The organism is Burkholderia humptydooensis (genome assembly GCF_001513745.1).
Classification (GTDB): domain Bacteria; phylum Pseudomonadota; class Gammaproteobacteria; order Burkholderiales; family Burkholderiaceae; genus Burkholderia; species Burkholderia humptydooensis.
Window position 1 is genome coordinate 1144678 of the sequence record NZ_CP013382.1, and the last position, 22833, is coordinate 1167510.

At 69.2% G+C, this 22833-nt stretch carries 21 protein-coding genes; 10 read left to right on the forward strand and 11 right to left on the reverse strand.

Annotated features, from left to right (window positions below; genetic code table 11):
• Positions 1–187: 187 nt before the first annotated feature.
• A complete protein-coding gene (locus tag AQ610_RS24095) occupies positions 188–1450 on the forward strand; it encodes an MFS transporter (protein WP_006027018.1) in 1263 nt (420 codons plus the stop codon).
• A 198-nt stretch (positions 1451–1648) separates the two neighbouring features.
• Here AQ610_RS24095 and AQ610_RS24100 read toward each other — a convergent pair whose 3' ends face one another.
• Both AQ610_RS24100 and AQ610_RS24105 read right to left on the reverse strand, forming a co-directional pair.
• Positions 1649–2986 (reverse strand): NYN domain-containing protein, encoded by a 1338-nt coding sequence (locus AQ610_RS24100; RefSeq protein ID WP_006027019.1) that lies wholly within the window; start codon positions 2984–2986, stop codon positions 1649–1651.
• 150 nt (positions 2987–3136) lie between these two features.
• Positions 3137–3646, reverse strand: a complete 510-nt coding sequence (locus AQ610_RS24105; protein WP_006027020.1) for an Lrp/AsnC family transcriptional regulator — start codon at positions 3644–3646, stop codon at positions 3137–3139.
• 194 nt (positions 3647–3840) lie between these two features.
• Between AQ610_RS24105 and AQ610_RS24110 the strand changes: the two genes are divergently transcribed.
• Entirely contained in the window at positions 3841–4857 is a 1017-nt protein-coding gene (locus AQ610_RS24110) for a 1-aminocyclopropane-1-carboxylate deaminase (RefSeq protein ID WP_006027021.1), read from the forward strand.
• A gap of 32 nt (positions 4858–4889) precedes the next feature.
• Entirely contained in the window at positions 4890–5363 is a 474-nt protein-coding gene (locus AQ610_RS24115; RefSeq protein ID WP_006027022.1) for a hypothetical protein, read from the forward strand.
• A 149-nt stretch (positions 5364–5512) separates the two neighbouring features.
• Here the strand turns inward: AQ610_RS24115 and AQ610_RS24120 are convergent, their stop codons facing one another.
• The 3 genes from AQ610_RS24120 to AQ610_RS36975 are packed head-to-tail and all read right to left on the reverse strand — an operon-like array spanning position 5513 to position 7114.
• Complete coding sequence (locus tag AQ610_RS24120) at positions 5513–6373, reverse strand: AraC family transcriptional regulator (RefSeq protein WP_006027023.1); 861 nt, start codon at positions 6371–6373, stop codon at positions 5513–5515.
• Positions 6361–6828 (reverse strand): hypothetical protein, encoded by a 468-nt coding sequence (locus AQ610_RS36970; protein ID WP_162486733.1) that lies wholly within the window; start codon positions 6826–6828, stop codon positions 6361–6363. Before AQ610_RS36970 ends, AQ610_RS24120 begins: the two co-directional genes overlap by 13 nt.
• Positions 6806–7114, reverse strand: coding sequence for a hypothetical protein (locus tag AQ610_RS36975; RefSeq protein ID WP_162486732.1), 309 nt, complete (start codon positions 7112–7114; stop codon positions 6806–6808). Before AQ610_RS36975 ends, AQ610_RS36970 begins: the two co-directional genes overlap by 23 nt.
• Before the next feature lie 71 nt (positions 7115–7185).
• Here AQ610_RS36975 and AQ610_RS24125 point away from each other — a divergent pair, with 71 nt between their 5' ends.
• The 7 genes from AQ610_RS24125 (at position 7186) to ileS (ending at position 15833) form a co-directional block, all read left to right on the forward strand.
• The gene (locus AQ610_RS24125; RefSeq protein WP_006027024.1) at positions 7186–8175 is read left to right on the forward strand and encodes a methyltransferase; all 990 of its coding nucleotides are present in this window, start codon (positions 7186–7188) and stop codon (positions 8173–8175) included.
• A gap of 55 nt (positions 8176–8230) precedes the next feature.
• Complete coding sequence (locus AQ610_RS24130; RefSeq protein WP_009915228.1) at positions 8231–9034, forward strand: hypothetical protein; 804 nt, start codon at positions 8231–8233, stop codon at positions 9032–9034.
• 60 nt (positions 9035–9094) lie between these two features.
• Positions 9095–9391, forward strand: coding sequence for a DUF1330 domain-containing protein (locus tag AQ610_RS24135; RefSeq protein WP_006027026.1), 297 nt, complete (start codon positions 9095–9097; stop codon positions 9389–9391).
• A 63-nt stretch (positions 9392–9454) separates the two neighbouring features.
• Complete coding sequence (locus tag AQ610_RS24140; RefSeq protein WP_015602484.1) at positions 9455–10948, forward strand: FAD-linked oxidase C-terminal domain-containing protein; 1494 nt, start codon at positions 9455–9457, stop codon at positions 10946–10948.
• 328 nt (positions 10949–11276) lie between these two features.
• Positions 11277–11996: an alanyl-tRNA editing protein gene (locus AQ610_RS24145; RefSeq protein WP_006027028.1), complete on the forward strand. Its 720-nt coding sequence runs from the start codon at positions 11277–11279 to the stop codon at positions 11994–11996.
• On the forward strand, positions 11993–12931 hold the full coding sequence (locus AQ610_RS24150) for a DMT family transporter (RefSeq protein ID WP_006027029.1): 939 nt from the start codon (positions 11993–11995) through the stop codon (positions 12929–12931). Before AQ610_RS24145 ends, AQ610_RS24150 begins: the two co-directional genes overlap by 4 nt.
• Before the next feature lie 82 nt (positions 12932–13013).
• On the forward strand, positions 13014–15833 hold the full coding sequence (ileS, locus tag AQ610_RS24155) for an isoleucine--tRNA ligase (RefSeq protein WP_006027030.1): 2820 nt from the start codon (positions 13014–13016) through the stop codon (positions 15831–15833).
• Between the two features lie 83 nt (positions 15834–15916).
• On the opposite strand, the gene AQ610_RS24160 is transcribed toward ileS, so the two are convergent.
• The 6 genes from AQ610_RS24160 to AQ610_RS24185 all read right to left on the reverse strand — a co-directional run bounded on the left by AQ610_RS24160 (position 15917) and on the right by AQ610_RS24185 (position 22797).
• The gene (locus AQ610_RS24160) at positions 15917–17335 is read right to left on the reverse strand and encodes a M20 family metallopeptidase (RefSeq protein WP_006027031.1); all 1419 of its coding nucleotides are present in this window, start codon (positions 17333–17335) and stop codon (positions 15917–15919) included.
• A 23-nt stretch (positions 17336–17358) separates the two neighbouring features.
• Entirely contained in the window at positions 17359–18255 is an 897-nt protein-coding gene (locus tag AQ610_RS24165; protein WP_006027032.1) for an ATP-binding cassette domain-containing protein, read from the reverse strand.
• Positions 18256–18290: 35 nt separating this feature from the next.
• A complete protein-coding gene (locus AQ610_RS24170) occupies positions 18291–19280 on the reverse strand; it encodes an ABC transporter ATP-binding protein (RefSeq protein WP_006027033.1) in 990 nt (329 codons plus the stop codon).
• Positions 19281–19304: 24 nt separating this feature from the next.
• A complete protein-coding gene (locus AQ610_RS24175) occupies positions 19305–20213 on the reverse strand; it encodes an ABC transporter permease (protein WP_006027034.1) in 909 nt (302 codons plus the stop codon).
• A 24-nt stretch (positions 20214–20237) separates the two neighbouring features.
• A complete protein-coding gene (locus tag AQ610_RS24180; RefSeq protein ID WP_006027035.1) occupies positions 20238–21155 on the reverse strand; it encodes an ABC transporter permease in 918 nt (305 codons plus the stop codon).
• Between the two features lie 97 nt (positions 21156–21252).
• Positions 21253–22797 carry an ABC transporter substrate-binding protein gene (locus tag AQ610_RS24185; protein ID WP_009916675.1) on the reverse strand — a complete coding sequence of 515 codons (1545 nt, stop codon included), beginning with the start codon at positions 22795–22797 and terminating at the stop codon, positions 21253–21255.
• Positions 22798–22833 lie beyond the last annotated feature (36 nt).

Genomic DNA, 22833 nt, shown 5'->3' on the forward strand with positions numbered 1-22833 from the left:
TCATCTATATGTTTGCATGACTTCAGCACAAGCGAATCGGGAGAAACCCGACGGAATGCATGAATTTTATGCGTATGGCGCGGGTTATTCCGCATTGCCGTGCTCCGCTAATCAACTAATCATCTATATGAATTATTGAGCAAGGAGACAGCAGGTGGACGAGTCCTCAACCCGCGAACGGGCGGTCATGACGAAAATCGCGCGTCGGCTGATGCCGCTGCTCGTCATCATGTTCCTGATCGCGTTCATCGACCGGCAGAACGTCGGGTTCGCGAAGCTGCAGATGGTCCACGCGCTCGGGATGACCGAGACGTCGTACGGGCTCGGCGCGTCGCTGTTCTTCATCGGCTACCTGCTGTTCGAGGTGCCGAGCACGCTCGCGCTGCACCGGTTCGGCGCACGCCTCTGGCTCGCGCGCATCATGATGACGTGGGGCGTGGTCACGGTCCTGCTCGGCTTCACGCATTCGACGAGCGTCTTCTACGTGTTCCGCTTTCTGCTCGGCGTCGCGGAGGCGGGCTTCTATCCGGGCGTCATCTATTACCTGACGCTGTGGTTCCCGCAGAGCCACCGCACGCGCGTGCTCGGCCTCTTCACGCTCGGCAGCGCGCTCGCGAACATGCTCGGCTCGCTCGCGGGCGGGCTGCTGCTGTCGCTCGACGGCCGGCTCGGGCTTGCCGGCTGGCAGTGGGTGTTCGTCGCGACGGGGCTGCCCGCTGTCGCCGTCGCGCTCGTCGCGCTGCGCTTGCTGCCCGAGTCGGTCGAGCGCGCGACGTTCCTGTCCGACGACGAGAAGCGCGTCGCGCTCGCCGCGCTCAAGCGCGAGGCGTCGCCCGAGGCGGTGTCCGAATCGCCGTGGCGCGCGCTCGTCGACCCGCGCGTGCTGATGTTCGCGCTCGCGTACATGCTGATGTCGACGTCGCTGTACGGCGTCACGTACTGGCTGCCGACGCTCCTGAAGAGCAGCGGCGTGCCGTCGTCGCTGAACGGGCTGCTGAACATGATCCCGTGGGCGATCGCGGCGCTGCTGCTGTTGTGGCTGCCCGCGCGGCTCAAGCGCGAGCGGATCGTGCTGAAGGCGATGGCGATCGTCGCGGGCGTCGGCGTTGCCGGCTTCGCGCTCAGCCTCGCGCTGCCCGGCCTGCCTTGGCGCTTCGCCGCGCTCGTGCTGGGCGGCGCGTGCATCCCGCTGCTGTATCCGTGCTTCTGGTCGCTGCCGCCGCGCTTCTTTTCCGGCGCGCGCGCCGCGGCGAGCATCGCCGCGATCAACTCGATCGGCAATCTGGGCGGCTTCTTCGCGCAGAACCTGATGCCTTACGTCGGCAAGGTCGCGGGCAGCGCGAGCGCGCCGATGCTCGTGCCCGTCGTATGTCTCGCGACGCTCGGCGTCGGCATGCTCGCCGCCGCGTCGATGGCCGGCCGGCGGCGGGCGGCGGGCATGGCGGCCTGAGCGCCGCATGACGCGGCGACGGCGTTGCGGGCGGACCTGGCCGCGCGTTGTGGCATGGGCTGGTCCGGGCGGCGTTGCGCGAGCACGCCGCCCGGTTCGTTCGGCGCGCCGCGTTCGTGACGCGCGTTTCGCTTCAGGCGGCGCGCCCGTTCTACAATCACCGCCGACGCCCGCTGCGCGCTCGGCGCGAAGCGCCGCTCAGGATTCGCTCGTCGCTGCGGTTTTACGCGGGCGGCGCGCACGCGGGGCCGACTTGCGCGGCGCCTTTGCCGGCGCTGCTTCGGTGGCCGATTCGGGGGGCGAAGCGTGTGTCGGTTCGCCGGCCGCGTCCGCCTCGTCGGCTGCGACGGGCGAGGCGGACGCCGCGCGCGCCTGGGTTCCCTTCGCCTTTTTCACAGGGGTCTTGCGTGCGCGCGAGCGTGCGGGTTTCGCCGTGTCGGCTGCCTGCGCTTCGGCCGCTTCGCCCGTGCGAGCCGGTTCGTGCGCGGCTCGCGTTTCATGCGGCTCGTGCGCGCCGTGCGCCGGATGCGTATCGTGCGCGTCGTCCGCTTCGATGTCGGCGTGCGCGTGACCTTCCGCGCCCGCGGCCGTCTCGACGATCAGCGGCATCTGCTCGGGCACGCGCTTCTTCGCGCCGCGGCTCTTGCCGTGCGCCTTCTTGCTCGACGGTTTGGCGAGCGCGTGGTTGTCGTCTGCGGCCGCGGCCGCCTCGGCCGGCCCGATGGCCTCGACGGCCACCGTCTGGATCGGCCGGAACACGAACGTGCCCGACTTGTCGTCGCGCCCGATGCCGAGCAGCCCGCGCGCCTGCGCTTCCTCGAGCAGGTTGCCGAACGCGCGGAACCCGTAGTACGACTCGTTGAAGTCCGGCTTGCGGCGCTTGATCGCGCTCTTGAGCACCGACGCCCAGATCTTGCCGCTCTCGCCGCGCTCGAACGCGAGCGCGTCGAATGTCTCGACGGCGAGCGAGATCGCTTCCGCCTTGCGCGCGTCGCCGTCGTGCTTGCGGTGCTTGTCGTCGTCGGTCGCGCGCTTCGTGCCCGCTTCGGCCTTGCGCGCGTCGCGCTTGGCGAGCGCGCGCTGCTGCTCGCGGGCGAGGTCGTCGTAGAAGATGAATTCGTCGCAGTTCGCGACGAGCAGATCCGACGTCGAGTTCTTCACGCCGACGCCGATCACGCGCTTCGCGTTCTCGCGCAGCTTCGACACGAGCGGCGAGAAATCCGAATCGCCGCTGATGATGACGAACGTGTCGACGTGCGCCTTCGTGTAGCAGAGGTCGAGCGCGTCGACGACGAGCCGGATGTCCGCCGAATTCTTGCCGGACTGGCGCACGTGCGGGATTTCGATCAGCTCGAAGCTCGCTTCGTGCATTGCCGCCTTGAACGTCTTGTAGCGATCCCAATCGCAGTACGCCTTCTTGACGACGATGCTGCCCTTGAGCAGCAGCTTTTCGAGCACGGGCCTGATGTCGAATTTCTCGAACTTCGTGTCGCGCACGCCGAGCGCGATGTTTTCGAAGTCGCAAAAGAGCGCCATGTTGACGCTGTCCTGGGGTAAGGCCATGAGGTCTCCAACCTGAGTGTCGGGTCGATCTTGCGATCGAGAATGGCGCACATGATAGCGGGTCGGCGCGCCTGCGCGGAAATCCGCGTGCCGGGCAGCGGCGAAACGGGCCGCCGCCGCGGCTCAAATCGGAAAACTCGTCGTCGACAGAATCTCCTTGAGCACGACGAACGTGCGGATCTGTCGCACGCCGGGCAGATACAGCAACTGCTCGGCGTGCAGCCGGTTGAACGTGTCGCTGTCGCGCGTGCGAATCAGCATGACGTAATCGAACTCGCCCGTCACGACGTGGCACTCCATGCAGCCGGACACCTTCTGCGCGGCTTGCTCGAATGCGTCGAACGAATCGGGCGTCGAGCGGTCGAGCACGACGCCGATCATCACGAGCATCCCCGCGTTCAGCGCCTTCGGCTCGAGCAGCGCGACGATCCCGCGGATCAGCCCCATTTCCTTCAGACGCTCGACGCGGCGCAGGCACGCGGGCGGGCTCAGGTTCACCTTCGCGGCGAGCGCGACGTTCGAGATCGACGCGTCGCGCTGCAGCACGCGCAGGATCGCGCGATCGACGCGGTCGATGTCCGCGCCCGCCGGTTGGGCGGCGGCCTTCGGCGTGGATTTTTTTGTTGCGCCCATGATCGATGATTCCTAATTTAATTAAGCTTAATATTTATATGACGTCATAAAAGTAGGTTAACTGGAATATCTTCGCAACCCTGTTATTTCCGATCGTTTTTAACATGAGGCATCGCTGCGGATCGCGATCGGACGGCGCGGCGTGCCGTCCGACGCGTGCCGCGCGCCCGAATCTTCGATGACAGGAGCGATCGATGAATCTCCAGAAATTCCCGCGTTATCCGCTGACCTTCGGCCCGACGCCGATCCAGCCGCTCAAGCGGCTCTCCGCGCATCTCGGCGGCAAGGTCGAGCTGTACGCGAAGCGCGACGACTGCAACAGCGGCCTCGCGTTCGGCGGCAACAAGACGCGCAAGCTCGAATACCTGATCCCCGACGCGCTCGCGCAAGGCTGCGACACGCTCGTGTCGATCGGCGGCATCCAGTCGAACCAGACGCGCCAGGTCGCGGCGGTCGCCGCGCATCTCGGGTTGAAGTGCGTGCTCGTGCAGGAGAACTGGGTCAACTACCACGACGCCGTCTACGATCGCGTCGGCAACATCCAGATGTCGCGGATGATGGGCGCCGACGTGCGCCTCGTGCCGGACGGCTTCGACATCGGCTTTCGCAAGAGCTGGGAGGACGCGCTCGCCGACGTCCGCGCAAGGGGCGGCAAGCCGTATGCGATTCCGGCCGGCTGCTCCGATCATCCGCTCGGCGGCCTCGGCTTCGTCGGCTTCGCCGAGGAAGTGCGCGCGCAGGAGGCCGAGCTCGGCTTCACGTTCGATTACGTCGTCGTGTGCTCGGTGACGGGCAGCACGCAGGCCGGGATGGTTGTCGGTTTCGCGGCGGACGGGCGCGCGGATCGCGTGATCGGCATCGACGCGTCGGCAAAGCCTGCGCAGACGCGCGAGCAGATCCTTCGGATCGCGAAGAATACCGCCGATCGCATCGAGCTCGGCCGCGACGTCACGAGCGGCGACGTCGTGCTCGACGAGCGCTTCGGCGGTCCCGAATACGGGCTGCCGAACGAAGGCACGCTCGAGGCGATCCGGCTGTGCGCGAAGCTCGAAGGCGTGCTGACCGATCCCGTCTACGAAGGCAAGTCGATGCACGGGATGATCGAGAAGGTGCGGCTCGGCGAGTTTCCCGCCGGCTCGAAGGTGCTGTATGCGCATCTCGGCGGCGTGCCCGCGCTGAACGCGTACAGCTTCCTGTTCCGCGACGGCTGATTGACGCGCATCGGGCGCGCGCGTTCGCGTCGATGAACGGGGCCCTCGATTCGCATCGCGAAGCGTCGGCGGCGCGCTGGTGGCAGCCGCCGTCGTCGCCGACGCTCGTGTGCGTCGTCGGCGACGACACGCTGCCCGCCGCGTGTTGCGGCGCGCTCGCGAAGCGGCTCGCCGGCGTCCCGCAGATCGCGTTGCTCGGCTGCGCCGAACCGGCGCGGCTGCATGCGCTGTGGCTCGACGCGCGTTCGCGCGCGAGAGCGCGCCTGCCTGCCGACGTCGCGCCGCTCGAGCGCGCGCTCGGTGCGCTGTCGCGCGATGCATGGCTGCTGTTGTGGTCGCAGCAACCGCAGTTGCTCGACTGGATCGGCGGCGTGCACGGGAATCGGACGCTCGTTGTCCGTCATTGTCCGTTGACGTGCGACGAGACCGAGCTGCAACGTGCGGCCGACGCGGCGCTGGCGGCGCTGCGCGCGGCGGTGCGATTGCGGATCGACGCCGAGTATTGAGGCCGAGAGTATCGAGGCCGAGTATCGAGGCTGAGTATCGAGGCCGGGCATTGACGCCGTCGAGGCGTCCCGCGGCGTTCGGACGGCGTCGGCGACATCGCGAAGCCGGCACGATTCGCCATTCGCGACGCGCGTTCGCGCCGTTCCCGTCAAATCCCGATCGGCGCGGCCGCGCGCTTGCCGGGTGCGAGCGCGCGCGTGTATTGCATCGGCGTCATCCCGAACGTGCGCTTGAAGTGGTTGCAGAGCGCGCTTTGATCGTAGAAGCCCGACGTCAGCGCGGCGTCGGCGAGCGAGCGGCCCGCCTGCAGCTCGCGCAGCGCCGCGCGCAGCCGCAACTGGTTCAGGTACGCATGCGGCGTGAGGCCGATCACGCGATTGAACGCGGTGATCAGTTGGAACGACGTCAGGTTCGCCGCCGCCGCGATCTGCTCGAGGGTGAGCGCATGGTCGAAGCTGTCGTTCATCAGATCGAGCGCGGGCTTCAGGATCGGCAGGTCCGCCTTCGCGCCGAAGCCGAGCCCGGCCTGGAGCCCGTGCCGCGAGAACAGCGTGCCGAAGCTGCTGACGAGCAGTTCCTGCTGCAGCAGCAGATCGTCCTGTTCGTCCATCGCGCGGTGCAGGGTCAGGAACTGCTCGACGAGCTGAGGATCGTTGAGCACGTTCGATGTGAAGAAACGCGGCTGCTCCATGCCGAGCAGCGTCAGCACGCGGGACAGGCCGGCCTCCGCGAGGTAGAACGACCGATAGCGCCAGCGGCTGCTGCCGCCCATGCGCCCCGAGTGCGGCTCGCACGGGTTGAACACGAGCACGGCGTCCGGCTCGGCGAGCCGCGTTTGCCCACGGCTCTTGAACACGGAGCCGCCGACCTCCGTGACGGCGATCACGAGCGAATCGTGCACGTGCGGCGCGTAGTCGTGCGTGGTGAAGTCGGCGAGCAGCAGATCGATCCCGGAAATGCCGGGTGAGTGCCAGTAACGCGACTGGTTGCGATGGTCTAGCTTGGCCACGGTCGAACCCCGATTCCGATGAAACGAAACAGCCGGCGGCGGACGGTGCCGCTCCGAGCGCGCCGCTCGGCGTCGCGCGCGCCGGCAGGCCTTCCGATGTCGTCAGCGCGCGTAAGCATCGCGCGACATGCAAGTTCCGTACCGCGATGCGCCGCCGCGCCGGGCGCCGCCGGTCGCGCGCCGCGCGTCGACGGCGATATTTTAGAGGGAATCGCCACGGCGATGCGAAACCGGCATCCGATGTCGGATCGCGCTTTTCGCTTGCGCAAGTTGGGTAATCGCGCCGCCGGGGAATATCGATCGTCGCGCGATATTTTCTTGTGCAAGGCGATGCACCATGAAAATACGTTTTCCCGATAAAGCACAAAACCAGTGCGAATCGATAAATCGAATCGCAGGAATATCGATCGCCAGTTAAATTGAGGGCGGCGATCAATAATAAATGCCGACGTCAATTTGGCCGCCTTTTTCCAATTTCCCAATATTTGTGTCACAAAAATCCGCTGCGAAGCCGAAATGGATTTGCACGAGCGCGGCAGCCGTTCCTGCAGTCATTCCCGCGGTCATTCCCGCGGTCATTCCTGATTCGCACAGCGGTTTCCGCGGCCGAATCCGCAGGCCCGGCACAGCCGCCGTCAGGCGGCGATGACGGCGTTCGGCGCGACAGCGCGTTTCGCGCGGCGCGCATCGATGCGCTGCGGTTGCATCTCGGAAAAAACGGCGCGTTTCAATTTTATCCAATACAGCTAAATAAGGTCGCCATAGTTTTGCGTCGAAGGTTGCCGCATTTTAAAACTCGAAAAGGGGTTGCCATGCAAAACGTCGATCGTCCGACTGGTTCTTCGCTCGCAGGTGCCGCCATTCTGCTGGAGATCGGCTCCGCATACGGAGTCGTCGATTTCATCCGGCATTCGAAGGGTTTCGACGTGGCCGCGCTCGCCGAGCGCAGCGGAATCGACCGGCCGGTGATCGCCGAATATGTCGACGCGATGCGCGAGGCCGGGCTCCTGAGTCTCGCGAAATCGGGCGAGCGGGACATCTATCGGCCGGCCGACGATTTTCCCGACGTCGTCAACGACGTCGGCTACCTGTCGTGGGCGCTCCTCGCGTGCGCGCCGCTGATCCTCAATGCGCGCGAATTCGCCGCCGACAACGCGCTCGCGCAGGCGCGCCATCCGCGCGACGGCGGGCTCGTCGCGCGCACGTCGAAATGGATGGGCGAACTGTCGTTCTATCCGCAGCCCGAGCGCGCGATCCTGAAGCTGCGGCCGAAGAAGATCGTCGACCTGGGCTCCGGCTCGGGCGGCTTCCTGATCCGGATGCTGCATCAGCTCGACGGCGCGCGCGGCGTCGGCGTCGATCTCAGCGCGACGGCGACCGAGCAGGCGAAGCAGGCGGCCGAAGCGAACGGCTTCGCCGGGCGGCTCGAATTCCTGCATCGGCCGATCCAGTCGCTGATCGACGATCCGACGCCGCTCAAGGGCGCGGACGTCGTGCACGCGGGCTTCGTGATGCACGACCTGCTGCCCGCCGAGGAGCGCACGCTCGACGCGCTGCTCGAAACGTGCCGCGAGCACGCGTCGAGCGGCACCGTCGTGATCGTCGACGCGGTGCCGCTCGCGCCGGACCAATGGGAGCGTTCGTTCGCCGCGGCCTTCAATCACCTGCACCGCAACTTCATGTCGCGCCGGCTGCTGAGCGAGACCGAGTGGCGGGAGAAGTTCGAGAAGGCGGGTTTCGGAAACGTCGCCGTAGAAACGCTCGGCCACCCCGGTGGCCGGATGATTCTGGGGAGCGCTTAGGAGGAGATGTTCTTCGTTGTCTTGGGCCGATGTAGTTACTTCCGAGGAGTGTGTCATGCCGATCACTGTCGATGAACTGGTTCAGAAAGTCAAAAGCCATCGCTGTTATACCCACCCGGTGTTCATGAACTGGGCGAAGGTCGATCCCGAGCCGAAAGTCGTCGGGGCGCTGTTCCATCAGATCCAGAATTTCTGCGCGTCGACGCGGCCGGGCTGGAATTTCCCGCAGGCGCTCGCCGATCACGGGCTGCAGAAGCAGAGCGAGCTGATGAACGAGATCGTCGACAGCGAATCGGGACACGGCCCCGAGCTCGCGACGATGGCGGGCTACATCGTCAATCGCGCGGCGGGCAGCGCGGTGATTCCGGATCTGTACGATCAGGCGGCCGTCGAGGGCGTGCTCAAGCACTATTCGGACGAACTGCTCGGCTCGCTGCCCGGCTACGACGACGAGACCGGCCTCACGACGCAGGTGCGCCGCGCGATCAGCGTGTTCGAGCGCCGCAAGCTCGTCGACGTCGAATCGACGTACCGCAATCTCGGCACCGCGCTCGCGCTCGAAATGATCTCGAATCGCCAACTGATCCCGGGCGAGAAGCACTGCCTCGTCGACAGCGGGCTGTACGACGCGACGCTCGAGGTGCCGGAGATGCACTACCTGCTCGAGCACTGGGGCGAGGTCGGCGCCGAGCAGCAGCACGAGGAGAACGCGCGGGCCGCGGTGAAGCCCGCGCTCGAGTCCGAGCATGCGGCGCTCGTGATCGAAGGCGCGGAGGAGTTCCTGAACGCGCTTGCGAGCGTGTGGGATCTGCTCGATGCGTCGCTGCTGGAATCGGGCTACGTGAAGAAGGCGGCGTGACGATGCCGGGCACGGCGCCGCGAGGCGCCGTCTTCCCCATTCTTGCAGTGCGAGGAAACCATGACGGCATATCTGCTGGGCAGGATGGCGATCAGCGACCCGTCGAAGTACGCGCGTTACAAGGCGCTGACGCCCGACATCATCGCGCGCTTCGGCGGCCGGTTCCTGACGCGCGGCGGCGACAAGCTGACGCTCGAAGGGCCCGCCGACGAGCGCCGGATCGTGCTCGTCGAGTTCGCGGATGCGGACGCGGCGGCGCGCTTCTATCACTCGGCCGATTACCAGCATGCGAAGTCGCTGCGCGAAGGGGCGGCCGACATGCAGTTGATGATCGTCGGCGGCTTCGAGCAGAAATGACGGCCGGCTCGGGCCGCCCGCCCGCCGCGGCGCGCGGGCGCGATCGACGAACGGAGGCGACGCATGCGCGACGTGACCAATGACGAACAGCGATCCGGCGGATGGGGGGCGTTTCCCGTGGGCGCGCCGCCCGACGGCGACGCCCCCGCTGCATTCGCGACGCCGGAGACGGTCGGGCGCTGCGTCGACGAGTTGCGCACGGTCGTCGGCGAGCGGCTAGTCGTCGGGCGCGCGGTGCGCGAGCAGCACGGCAAGGACATTTCGTTCCATCCGGGCGCGCCGCCCGACGCCGTCGCGTTCGTCCAGTCGACGGCCGAGGTCGCCGCGATCACGCGCGTGTGCCACCGGCTGCGCGTGCCGCTGATTCCGTTCGGCACCGGCACGTCGTGCGAGGGGCACATCGCCGCGCTGCGCGGCGGCGTGTGCATCGATCTGTCCGGCATGAACCGGATTCTGCGCGTGAGCACCGAGGATCTCGACTGCACGGTCGAGGCGGGCGTGACGCGCAAGCAGCTCAATGCGCATCTGCACGACACGGGGCTGTTCTTCCCGATCGATCCGGGCGCGGACGCGTCGATCGGCGGCATGTGCTCGACGCGCGCGTCCGGCACGAACGCGGTCCGCTACGGGACGATGCGCGAGAGCGTGCTCGCGCTCGAAGTCGTGCTGCCGAACGGCGACGTGACGTCGGTTGGCTCGCGTGCGCGCAAGTCGGCGGCGGGCTACGATCTCGCGCGCCTGTTCGTCGGCGCGGAAGGCACGCTCGGCACGATCACGGGCGTCACGCTGCGGCTGCATCCGCGGCCGGACCAGGTGTCGGCCGCGGTGTGCGGCTTTGCCGACCTGAAGGCCGCGGTCGACTCGGTGATCGCGATCATCCAGAGCGGCGTGCCGATCGCGCGCGTCGAACTGCTCGACGCGATGCAGATTGCCGCGTGCAACCGCTATTCGAAGCTGAGCCTTCAGGAGCGGCCGACGCTCTTTTTCGAGTTCGCGGGCTTCGGCGCCGCCGTCGACGAGCAGATCGGCTGGGTCGGCGAGATTTGCGCGGGCCACGGCGGCAGCGAATTCCGCTGGGCGTCGCGGCCGGAGGAGCGCAGCGCGCTGTGGGCGGCGCGGCACGACGTCTGGTGGGCGACGCTCGCGCTGCGACCCGGCTGCGAAGGGATGCCGACCGATTCGTGCGTGCCCGTGTCGCGGCTCGCGGAGGCGGTGCTCGCCGCGCGCGCGGACGTCGACGCGCTCGGCCTCGTCGCGACGATCTGCGGGCACGTCGGCGACGGCAATTTCCATGTTTGCATCGTGATCGATCCGGCCGACGCGGACGAGCTCGCGCGCGCGACGGAGCTGAACCGGCGGCTCGCGCTGCGCGCGATCGCGCTCGGCGGCACCTGCACGGGCGAGCACGGCGTCGGCTACGGGAAGATCGGCTATCTGGAGCGCGAGCATTCGACGTCGCTGCAGTTGATGGCGGCCGTCAAGCGGGCGCTCGATCCGAGGGGCATCATGAATCCGGGCAAGGTGCTGCACCACGACCGTTATCCGCCGTTCGACTGAATTCTGGACAGCGCGCGGGCGGGGCGAGCGGCCGATCTGGCCGTGCGCGGCCCGACCCGGCGGGCCGGCCGCCGAACGAACGCGGCGCCACGTGCGCCGCGACGATCGGGCCGGCGTGCGCCGCGCGGTGCGCGACCCGTCGCCCGCGGTTCGCGCGTCCGCTTACCGGCCGTGCGCGACCGGCTCTGCGCAGCCGCCCCTCCTATCGACCATCCGCCACCGGCCACCGGCCGCGCCGGCGCAAGGCGGGCGGCGATCGGCATCAAATTTTCGCCAATAAGCTCGCTGAGACTTCTGACATCTTTCATTCATCAGCCAGGTGGAGCTTATGAATCGATTGTTCTGTCAAGACGACCCCGACACGCTGCTGCTGGCGGGCACGGTGGTCGACACGCGGCCGGGCGCGGTGCGCCTGTCTCAGCATCCGTTCTATCCGGGGGGCGGCGGCCAGTTGCCCGATCTCGGCACGGTCCAATGGGAAGGCGGCGTCGAGACCGTCACCGGTTTCAGCGAGGACGAAGGCGGGCTCTGGATCGAGCTCGCGAATGGCGTCGAGATCGTCGGTCACGTGCAGTCGAGCGTCGACGCCGCGTTCCGCCGCTCGATGCGCGAGCTGCACACCGATCTGCACGTGCTCAACGCGCTCGTCTATCGCGATTTCGACGGCGCGCTCGTGACGGGCGTTCAGATGAACGCCGACCGCACCGCGCGCATCGACTTCGATCTGCCCGACGCCGACAACGATCGCCTGCGCGCGCTGGAGGCCGAATTGAACGACGTCGTGCATCGCGATCTGCCGGTGCGCACGCGCTACGTGCCGCTCGCCGACGCGCAGCAGGAAAGCGGGCTCCTGCGCTCGCGCTCGGTCGCGCCGCCGCCGACGGCGGACGGGCTCGTGCGGATCGTCGAGATCGACGGCCTCGACAGCCAGGCGTGCGGCGGCACGCATCTCGCGTCGACGGGCGGTTCGAGTCCGGTCCGGATACTGAAGATCGAAAACAAGGGCCGCTCGAACCGCCGCGTGCGGCTCGGGCTGGAGCCGAGATGACGCAGCGCCTCTTCGCCGCGGTGTGGCGGCGGCCGGTGTGGCTGCTGTGGGTGCCGCCCGCGTTCTGGGCCGGCAACGTCGTGCTCGGCCGCGCGTTCAGCACGAGCTTTCCGCCCGTCTCGCTCGCGGTCGGCCGCTGGCTCGTCGCGCTCGTCGCGCTCGCGCCGTTCGTGTGGCGCGACGTGCTCCGCGAGCGGCAACTGCTGCTTCGGCACTGGAAGCTGATCTGGGCGTGCGGCGCGCTCGGGATCGCCGGCTACAACGCGCTCGCGTACGTCGCGCTGCGCTCGGTGCCGGCCGCGAGCGTCGCGTTCCTGAACTCGACGCTGCCGCTGATGGTGCCGCTCGCCGCGGCGCTCCTCGGCGTCGAGCGGATCACGTCGCGCGCGATCGCCGGCATCGTCGTGTCGTTCGGCGGCGTCGCGTGGATCGTCGCGCGCGGCCATTGGGAAGATCTCGTCGCGCTGCGCTTCGATCACGGCGAGCTCATCGTGATCCTCGCGACGGCCAACTACGCGATCTATTCGGTGCTGCTGCGGCGCAAGCCCGCGGCGATCAGCCCGCTCGCGTTCCTGACCGCGACGATGGCCACCGGGCTCGCGGTGCTCGCGCCGTTCTGGGTGCTGGAGCTCGCTGGCGGCGCGCGCATTCCGTTCGATCCGAAATCGATCGGCGCGGTGCTCTATATCGGCGTGTTCGCGTCGCTGATCGCATTCATCCTGTGGGGCCATTGCGTGCAGGTGCTCGGCGCGACGGTGACGGGCGTGTCGTTCCATCTCGTCGCGCTGTTCACCGCGGTGCTCGCCGCGATGACGCTCGGCGAGCCGGTCCATTCGTATCACCTCGTCGGCATCGCGCTGATCCTGTTCGGCTTCTTCGTCGCGACCCGCTCGGCGCCGGGCGTTCGCTCCGCCCCGAACGCACGTTCGCTGTGACCCGGCCGGGCCGCGGCGGCCCGGATGCCTTTTCGGCGGACGCAATCGGGCGTCCGCCTGTTCGCGCGCCTCGGAGGGGCCGATGTCCGAATACAAGGAAACGCTGAACCTGTTGCAGACGCCTTTTCCGATGAAGGGCGACCTGCCGCGCCGCGAGCCCGCGCTCGTCGAGCGCTGGGCGACTCAGCGCGTCTACGCGCGGATGCGCGCGGCGGCGGCGGGGCGGCCGCCGTTCGTGCTGCACGACGGGCCGCCGTATGCGAACGGCGACATCCACATCGGGCACGCGGTCAACAAGGTGCTGAAGGACATCGTGCTGAAGAGCCGCTTTCACGCGGGCTACGACGCGCAATGGATTCCCGGCTGGGACTGCCACGGGATGCCGATCGAGCACCGGATCGAGCAGCAGAACGGCTGCGGCCTGCCGGCGGAAACCGTGCAGCGGCTCTGCCGCGAATACGCGTTCGAGCAGACCGAGCGGCAGCAGCGCGATTTCCTGCGGCTCGGCCTGCTCGGCGATTGGCCGCACGCGTTTCGGACGATGGACTTCCGCACCGAGGCGAACGAGCTGCGCTTTCTCGAGCGCATACGCGGGCGCGGGCTGCTGTATCGCGGGCAGAAGCCGGTGAACTGGTGCGTCGATTGCCAGTCGGCGCTCGCGGAGGCCGAGCTCGAATACGCGCAGAAGACCTCGATCGCGATTCACGCCGGGCTGCGCGTGCGCGATCCGGTCGATTTCGCATCGCGCTTTCGCTGCCATCCGGTCGCGGACAAGCCGGCGATGCTCGTCGTGTGGACGACCACGCCGTGGACGCTCCCCGGCAACGCGGCGGCCGGCGTGCGCGCCGATGCGCCTTACGGGCTGTACGACACGCCCGAGGCGCTCTTCGTCGTCGCGCAGCCGTTGGGCGACGCGCTGTTCGCGTCGCTCGGCATCGGTTACGAGCTGTGCGCGCTCGCGCAGGGGCGCGATCTCGTCGGCCTCGCGCTCGGGCAGCCGTTCTTCGCCGGGCGCGACGTGCCTGTCGTCGCGGCCGAGTTCGTCACGCTCGACGCGGGCACGGGCATCGTCCATCTCGCGCCCGCGCACGGCGCCGAGGACGCCGAGCTGTGCCGCCGGCTCGGCATGACGGGCGAGAACGTCGTGGACGGCGCGGGCCGGTTCGTCGCCGATCTGCCCGAGATCGGCGGACTGGCGCTCGACGAAGGCGTCGCGCGCATCGTCGCGAAGCTGCGCTCGGACGGCGCGCTCGTGCGCGAGACGGCGTTCGAGCACGCGTATCCGCACTGCTGGCGGCACAAGACGCCGATCCTGTTCCGCTCGACGCCGCAATGGTTCATCGGCATGGACATCGGGGCCGGAGGGGGCGCGGAGGAAGCGGAGGAAGCGGAGCAATCGGGGCCTGCCAGGACGCTGCGCGAGACCGCGCGCGACGCGATCGCCGACGTGCCGTTCTATCCGCCGTCCGCGCGGCAGCGGATGGAGGCGATGATCGACGGCCGGCCCGACTGGTGCGTGTCGCGGCAGCGGACCTGGGGCGTGCCGCTGCCGTACTTCGTCAGGCGCAGCGACCGGTCGCTGCACCCGCAGACCGCGCGGCTCGTCGAGGAAGTGGCCGCGCGCGTCGAGCGCGACGGCATCGCCGCATGGACGCGGCTGCGGCCGGCCGAGCTCGGCGTCGACGAGAACGAATACGAAAAACTGTCCGACACGCTCGACGTCTGGTTCGACTCCGGTTCGATCCACGCCACCGTCTATCGCGACGCGGCGCGCCCGGACGCGGGCGGCTATCCGGCGGACCTGTATCTGGAAGGCGCGGACCAGCATCGCGGCTGGTTCGGCTCGTCGCTGATGACGGGGTGCGCGGCGGACGGCCGCGCGCCGTTCCGCGCGATCCTCACGCACGGCTTCGTCGTCGACGGCGCGGGGCGCAAGATGAGCAAGTCGCTCGGCAACACGGTGAGCCCGCAGCAGATCGCGAGCACGCGCGGCGCGGACATCCTGCGCCTGTGGATCGCGAGCACCGACTACGCGGCCGAGATGTCGATCTCCGACGAGATCCTCGAGCGCGTCGTGGAGACGTACCGGCGCATCCGCAACACGTTGCGCTTCCTGCTGCAGAACGTCGCCGATTTCGATCCGGACGACGACTCGGTTTCCGCCGAGCGTCTCCTCGACGTCGACCGTTACGCGCTCGCGCGCTGCCGCGAGTTCGTCGACGCGTGCCGCAGCGCGTATGCGCGCTACGACTTCCTCGCGGTGACGCGGCTCGCGCACGGCTATTGCGCGGAAGAGCTCGGCGGCTTCTATCTCGATGCGCTGAAGGACCGGCTGTATGCGAGCGTCGCCGACGGCGTCGAGCGGCGCTCCGCGCAGACCGCGCTGCGCAGCGTGCTCGCGAACCTGCTGATCTCGATCGCGCCGATCCTGAGCTTCACGGCCGAGGAGGCGTGGGCGGTGCTCGCGGGCGGCGAGGGCGAGCGCGACAGCGTGTTCCTGCAGACGTGGGACGAGCACGCGCCGCCGCCGCTCGACGATCGCGCGGTGCTCGCGCGCTGGGCGCACGTGCGCGCGCTGCGGCCGCACGTGACGAAGGCGCTCGAGGAGGCGCGCGGCGCGGCGCTCATCGGGCGCTCGACCGAGGCGGACATCGTCATTCGCGCGCCGCGCGACGTGCTCGACGCGCTGGCGCCGCTGCGCGGCGAACTGGCCGCGGTCTTCATCGTCGCGGGCGTGACGCTCGCGACGGCCGACGAGATTGCGGTGGCGGTCGCGCGCACAAGTCTCGCGCGCTGCGGGCGCTGCTGGCGGCACGAGCCGACGGTCGACGCGCACGCGGGCGACGACGCGCTTTGCGAACGCTGCCGGCACGCGTTGTCGCGGCGGGTGCTCGCCTGTTAGCGACGATTCGGCTCGATCGTAGCCAATCGTAGCCAATCGGCCCGGGCGCCGCCGCATGCGCGTTCGGCGCGCCGACGCGCCGCTCAAGCCGCGCGGGCGCGCCGCGCTTCCCGCACCGCGTGGCCCTCTTCGGCGAGATCCCAGAACAGCCCAGCCATGATCTGCAGCGACTGCCGCGCGACGCTGCCGAGCAGATGCTCGTTCGGCGCGTGCTGCGAGCACGCGGCATACGAATGCGGAATCCACAGCGTCGGCAGCCCGAGCGTCTCGGCGAACACGTCGTTCGGCAGCGAGCCGCCGAGGTTCGGCAGCAGCGCCGGCGCGCCGCCCGTCGTCGCCTCGATCGACGCGAGGCCCCAGCGCACCCACGGATCGTCCGGGTCGAGCCGCGTCGCTTCCATCCGCGTGCCGCGCTCGGCAATCTCGATGTCCGCAAAGCCGTGCGCGTCGAGGTGCGCGCGCAGCCGGTTCAGCAGGTTCGGCGCGTCGCTGCCGACGACGTAGCGCAACTGGCAATGCGCGAGCGCATGGCCCGGAATCGCGTTGACGGGCGCATCCGGGTTGCCGGTCCGGAACGCGAGGATCTCGAGCGCATTCCATGCGAGCACGCGCTCGATCGGCGTCAAGCCCGGCTCGCCCCACTCGCGGTCGATTGCCGGGTCGCTCGGCCCGCCGCCGACGTCGAGCGTGCGCAGCGCGTCGCGCACCGGCTGCGGCACGCCGCCAGGCCGCCAGCCGTCGACGAGGATCCGGCCGCGCGCGTCGACCATCGTCGCGAGCGCGTTCGCGAGCCGGATGCCGGGGCTGCGCAGCAGGCCGCCCCAGTTGCCCGAATGGTGGCCGCCGTCGCGCAGCGCGATCGACAGCGTGAAGTTCAGGTTGCCGCGCGAGCCGAGGAACACGGTAGGCCGCGACGCGGCGACGCGCGGCCCGTCCGACGCGATGAAGAGGTCGGCCGCGAGCGCGTCGCGATGTGCGGCGCAGACCTGCGCGAGGCCGGGCGAGCCCGTCTCCTCGCCCATTTCGATGATCGCCTTCACGTTGTAGCCGAGGCGGCCGCCGCGCGCGTCGATCACCTGCGTGAGCGCGGCCAGGTTGATCGTGTGCTGGCCCTTGTTGTCGGCGGTGCCGCGGCCGTACCAGCGGTCGCCGTCGACGACGATCCGCCACGGCTCGAGCCCCGCGCGCCACTGCGCGTCGTGGCCTGGCACGACGTCGCCGTGGCCATACGTGAGCACCGTCAGCGCATCCGGGTCTTCGATCCGCTCGGCGATCAGGAACGGGCTGCCGCCTTCGATCGGGCTGTCGACGATCGTCGACGCGAAGCCGAGCGCGGCGAGCGACGGCGCGATGTGCTCGGTCAGGTACGCATAGAGTTGCGGCCGCGACGACGCGAGCTGGCTCTCGGTGCGCACCGCGACGCGCGCGTTCAGCTCGCGCAGGAAGCGGCCGTCGTCGAAGTACGACGCGGCCATGTCGATGGCTCGACTGCGATTCGTCATGTTTGTCTCTCCACGTTGAGGATTCAGGCGGTGCGCCGCGCGCTGCCGTCGTCCGGCGCGGGCGGATCGGGCAGCCCCAGGCCCGGCTCCGGCGTCAGCGCCGACGCGAGCAGCCTGCGCGTGTAAGGGTGGGCCGGCTGCGCGAACACGCGCTTGGCCGTGTCCTGCTCGACGATGCGGCCGCGCTCCATCACCGCGACGCGATCAGCGAGATGCTCGACGACGCCCAGGTCGTGGCTGATGAACAGGTAGCTCAAGCCGAGCTCGGCCTTCAGATCGAGCAGCAGGTTCAGGATCTGCGCCTGCACGGACACGTCGAGCGCGGACGTCGGCTCGTCGCAGACGAGGATGCCGGGACGCAGGATCAGCGCGCGCGCGATCGCGACGCGCTGCCGCTGGCCGCCCGACAACTGGCCGGGATACTCGCCGTGCGTGCGCTGCGGCATCCCGACGAGATCGAGCATCCGGCGCACTTCGGCATCCTGTTCGTCGCGCGCGCCGCGCCGGTGCACGCGCAGCGGCATCCCGACGATCTGCGCGACGGTCTTGCGCGGATTCAGCGACGAATACGGGTCCTGGAAGACCGGCTGGATGCGCTGCGCGGTGCGCCGCGCGTCGCGCGGATCGATCGGCCGGCCGTCGATCAGCACGTCGCCCGACGTGGGCGGCAGCAGGCCGAGCAGCATCTTCGCGAGCGTGCTCTTGCCGCAGCCGGATTCGCCGACGAGCGCGAGCGTCTCGCCGCGATGGAGCCGCAGCGACACACGGTCGACCGCGCGCAGCGGCGCCGGCGCGCGGAACAGGCCGCGCTTGAGCGCGAACGTGCGGGTGAGCGCGCGCAGTTCGAGCGCGACGTCGGCGGCGGGCGATGCGGGCTGGGAATCGGGCTTGAAATCGGCGTCGACAGCGGCGTGCGACATAGTGGACGCGGCGGACGCGGAAAGCGCAGCGGCGTTCATCGGCAGATCTCCTCGCAGGCGGATTCGACGAGCACGCAGCGCGCGCGATGGCCGCCGCCGACGTCGACGAACGCCGGCGCTCGCGCGCAATCGTCGCGCGCGAGCGCGCAGCGGTTGCGGAACGCGCAGCCGTCGATGTCGCCGACGAGCGACGGCACGACGCCGGGAATCGCGTCGAGCCGCGAGCCGGGCCGCGTCTTGCCCCGCACCGGGATGCTGTTCAGCAGTCCGCGCGTGTACGGATGCGTCGGCCGCGCGAACAGTTGCGCGGCGCTCGCGGTCTCGACGACTTCGCCCGCGTACATCACCGCGACACGATCGGCGATCCGCGACACGACGCCGAGATCGTGCGTGATGAACAGCACCGCGGTGCCGAACTCGCGCTGCAGCTCGCGCAGCATCCGCAGGATCTCGGCCTGGATCGTCACGTCGAGCGCGGTCGTCGGCTCGTCGGCGATGATGAGCTCGGGCTCGCACATCAGCGCCATCGCGATCATCACGCGCTGGCGCAGCCCGCCCGAGAGCTGGTGCGGATACTGGCGCAGCCGCTCGGCCGCGTGCGCGACGCCCGCGCGCTCGAGCAGGTGCACCGCGCGCTCGCGCGCCTGCGCGGGCGACACGCGGCGATGCTGGCGCAGCGCCTCGCAGAGCTGGTTGCCGAGCGTGTACGCGGGATTGAGCGACGTCATCGGGTCCTGGAAGATCATCGCGATCCGGCTGCCGCGCAGCGCGCCCATCGCGCGGCGCTCGAGCGACAGCAGATCGACGCCGTCGAACGCGAGCCTGTCCGCGCGCCGCTGCGCGCCGCGCGGCAGCAGGCCCATCAGCGCGAGCGACGTCATCGACTTGCCGCAGCCGGATTCGCCCACCACGCACAGGAGCTCGCCGCGCTCGATGCGCAGGTCGATCCCGCGCACCGCGTGCAGCATGCCGTTCGGGGTCGGCAGATCGACCCGCAGATTGTCGACTTCGAGCAATGCAGCCATCGGGTTTCTCCTTTCTCCGGCCGGTCAGCGGCCTTCGGGCGCGGTGAGGTCGCGAACGCCGTCGCCGACGAGATTGATCGCGAGCACCGTGATCGCGAGCGCCGCGCCCGGAATCAGGATCACCCACGGCTGGAAGAACATGTACGCCTTGCCTTCGGCGATCATCAGCCCCCACGACGGCATCGGCGCGGGCACGCCGAGCCCGAGGAACGACAGCGTCGCCTCGAGCAGGATCGCGTGCGCCATCTCGAGCGTCGCGACGACGATCAGCGCGCCCGCGATGTTCGGCAGCAGCTCGCGCACGAGGATGCAGGGCGTCGACGCGCCGAGCGCCTTCGCGGCCGCGATGAACTCGGCGTCGCGCAACTGCTGCGCGACCGAGCGCGACACGACCGCGAAGCGGTCCCACAGCAGCAGGCCGAGCAGCACGATCACGGTTTTCAGCGATCCGCCGAGCAGCGACGACATCGCGAGCGCGACGAGCACGACGGGCATCGCGAGCCGCGTCGTGATCAGGTAGCTGATCGCCGCGTCGACGCGGCCGCCGAAGTAGCCGGCGAGCACGCCGAGCGTCGTGCCGATCGCGCCCGACAGCGCGGCCGCCGCGACGCCGATCGCGAGCGACACGCGCGCGCCGAACAGCAGACGGCTCAGGTAGTCGCGGCCGAGCTTGTCGGTGCCGAGCGGGTGGAGCCAACTGCCGCGCGCGGCGTCCCACGCGGGCGGCAGCAGCCGGCGCGCGAGGTCCTGGCCGTACGGATCGTGCGGCGCGAGCCACGGCGCGAAGAGGGCGGCCAGCACGACGAGCGCGACGAGCGCCGCGCCGATCGACAGGCCGCGATGGCCGGCGAGCCGGCGCGCCGCGCGCCGCCACGCGGGGCGGGCGGGTGCGTCGATGCGCAGGGCGGGAAGAGAAGGCGAGCGCGAGGACATGGGCCGCTCCTGTCGAATGAAACGCTATCGGGTGCGAATGCGCGGATCGAGCGCCGCGTTCGCGACGTCCGCGACGAACGTCAGCGCGACGTAGAACATCGCGATGATGAGGACGACGGCCTGCACGACCGGGAAATCGTTGCGCGCGATCGCATCCCACGCGAGCTGGCCGAGCCCTTGCAGCGAGAACACCGATTCGATGACGACCGAGCCGCCGAGCATGAAGCCGAGCTCGACCGCCGCGAGCGCGACGACGGGTATCAGCGCGTTGCGCAGCGCGTGCTTGAAGACGACGCGCGCGGGGCTCAGGCCCTTCGCGCGCGCGGTGCGGACGTAGTCGGCGCCGAGCACGTCGAGCATGCCGGCGCGCGTGAGCCGCATCATCGCGGGCGTCGCGTAGTAGCCGAGCGCAACGGCGGGCAGCACGAAGTTGCGCCAGCCGTCGTTGCCGGCCACCGGCAGCCATTTGAGCCCCACCGCGAACACGAGGATCAGCGTGAGGCCGAACCAGAAGCTCGGCATCGCCTGGCCGATCACCGCGACGACGAGCGCCGCGCGATCGATCCACGTGTCGCGGTACAGCGCGGCGACGACGCCGAGCGGAATCGCCACCGCCACCGCGAGCGCGAGCGCGACGCCGCCGAGCTTCAGCGTGATCGGCAGGCGCTCGGCGATCAGCTCGGCGACCGACGACTGGAAGAAGTACGAGCGGCCGAAGTCGAGATGCGCGGCGCGCCACAGCCACTCGACGTACTGCGCGGCGACGGGCCGGTCGAGCCCGTACTGGATGCGCAGCGCGTCGACTTGCGCGGCGCTCGCCTCGGGGCCGGCGAGCGCGGTTGCGAGATCGCCGGACAGATGGAGCAGCGCGAAACTGACGATCGACACGGTGAGCGCGACGGCGATCGCGAGGCCCAGGCGGCGGAGCAGATAGGCTGACATGGCGCGATGAACGGATCGGACGTGAAGGGCGCAGCCCGATGCGGCGACGAAGCGCCGCTCCGGGGCTGCGGACGGTTCGGGCGCGGCGCGCGCCCGCTTATTTCCAGCTCGCTTCGTAGAAGCGCGGCAACTCGTCCGGGTACGCGTTGAAGTTCAGCGCCGACGCGTACGCGTAGTTCGTGGAATACGAGAAGAGCGGCGCCCAGTACGCCTGTTCGCTGATCCGCGCGAGCGCCTTCGCATAGTTCGTCTTGCGCACCGCCGGGTCGTTCGACGTGTCGGCCGCGGCGAGCCATTTCTCGACGGCCGCGTCCTTCGCAGTGTCGTCGGGGCCGCCCTTGAAGTAGACGCTGACGAACGCGGACGCGTCATTGACCGAGAACGAGCCCCACGCCTGGAACGTGAGCGGCGTCTTGCCCGAGCGCTGCGCGGTGCGCAGCGCCGCGTACTGCAGGTAATGCAGCCGCGCGTTGATGCCGACCTTGCGCAGATCGCCGATCATCGCCTCCGCGTATTCGCGCTCGCGGTACGCGTACAGATCGGTGTCGAAGCCGTTCGGGTAGCCGGCCGCCTTCAGGAGCTCGCGCGCCTTCGCCGGGTTGTAGTCGTACTTGACGACGCCCGACGTGTCGCAGCCGAACTGCGTGCGAAAGCACGGCGCGTAGACGGGCTGGCTGCCGCCGCGCACGAGGTTCTTCGCGAGCGCGCCGCGGTTGATCGCGTAGTTGACCGCCTGCCGCACGCGCGCGTCCTTGAACGGCGAGTTCGGCGCGGACGCGCCCGCGGCGTCCATCGACAGATAGCCCACCCGCATCGTCTCGCCACTTTGCACGGTCAGGTTCGGCATCGCCTTCAGCGAATCGGCCTGGTCGGCGGGCACGCGCCAGATCCAGTCGACGGCGCCCGTCATCAGTTGCGCCGCGCGCGTCTCCGGATCGGGAATCACGACGAACCTGACCGTGCCGATCTTCGGCTGGCCGAGCGGGCTGTCCTTGAAATAGTTCGGGTTCTTGACCATCGTCACGCCGACGCCGGGCGTCACCGCCGCGATCCTGTACGGCCCGGTGCCGACGGGCGCCTTGCTGAAGCCCTGCAGGCCGACCTTCCTGAAGTAGGCGGCCGGATAGATCGGCGTCGGGCCCGACAGGTATTCGAGCGCCGCCGGGAACGGCGCCTTCAGGCGGATGCGGACCTGGTAGTCGCCCGTCTTCTCGGCACTCTGGATCCAGTCGGTGTTCTGCCGCGTGACGACCTTCGAATCCGGCGCGACGACGTAGTTGAACGTGAACACGACGTCGTCGGCCGTGAACTTGTCGCCGTTGTGGAAGGTCACGCCGCGGCGCAGGTCCACGACGAGCGACGTCGGCGATTCCCACTTCCACGCGGTCGCGAGCTCGGGCTTGTATGCGCCCGTCTTCGGATCGCGGTAGATCAGCGTGTCCCATGCCATGTGCGCGACGATCACGCCCTCGCGCAGGTTGTTGTGATACGGCGAGATGTTCTCCGGCTCGCTGTCGGACGCGTAGACGAGCGTGTCGTTCGCACGGCCGGCGTGCGCGGCGCCGGGCAGCGACAGCATCGGCGCGAGCGCCGCGCAGGCGGCGAGGCGGAGGGCGGGGCGAACGGCGAACCGACGATTCATCGCAAGGCTCCTGGAAATCAGGGGCGGGCAGGGGCG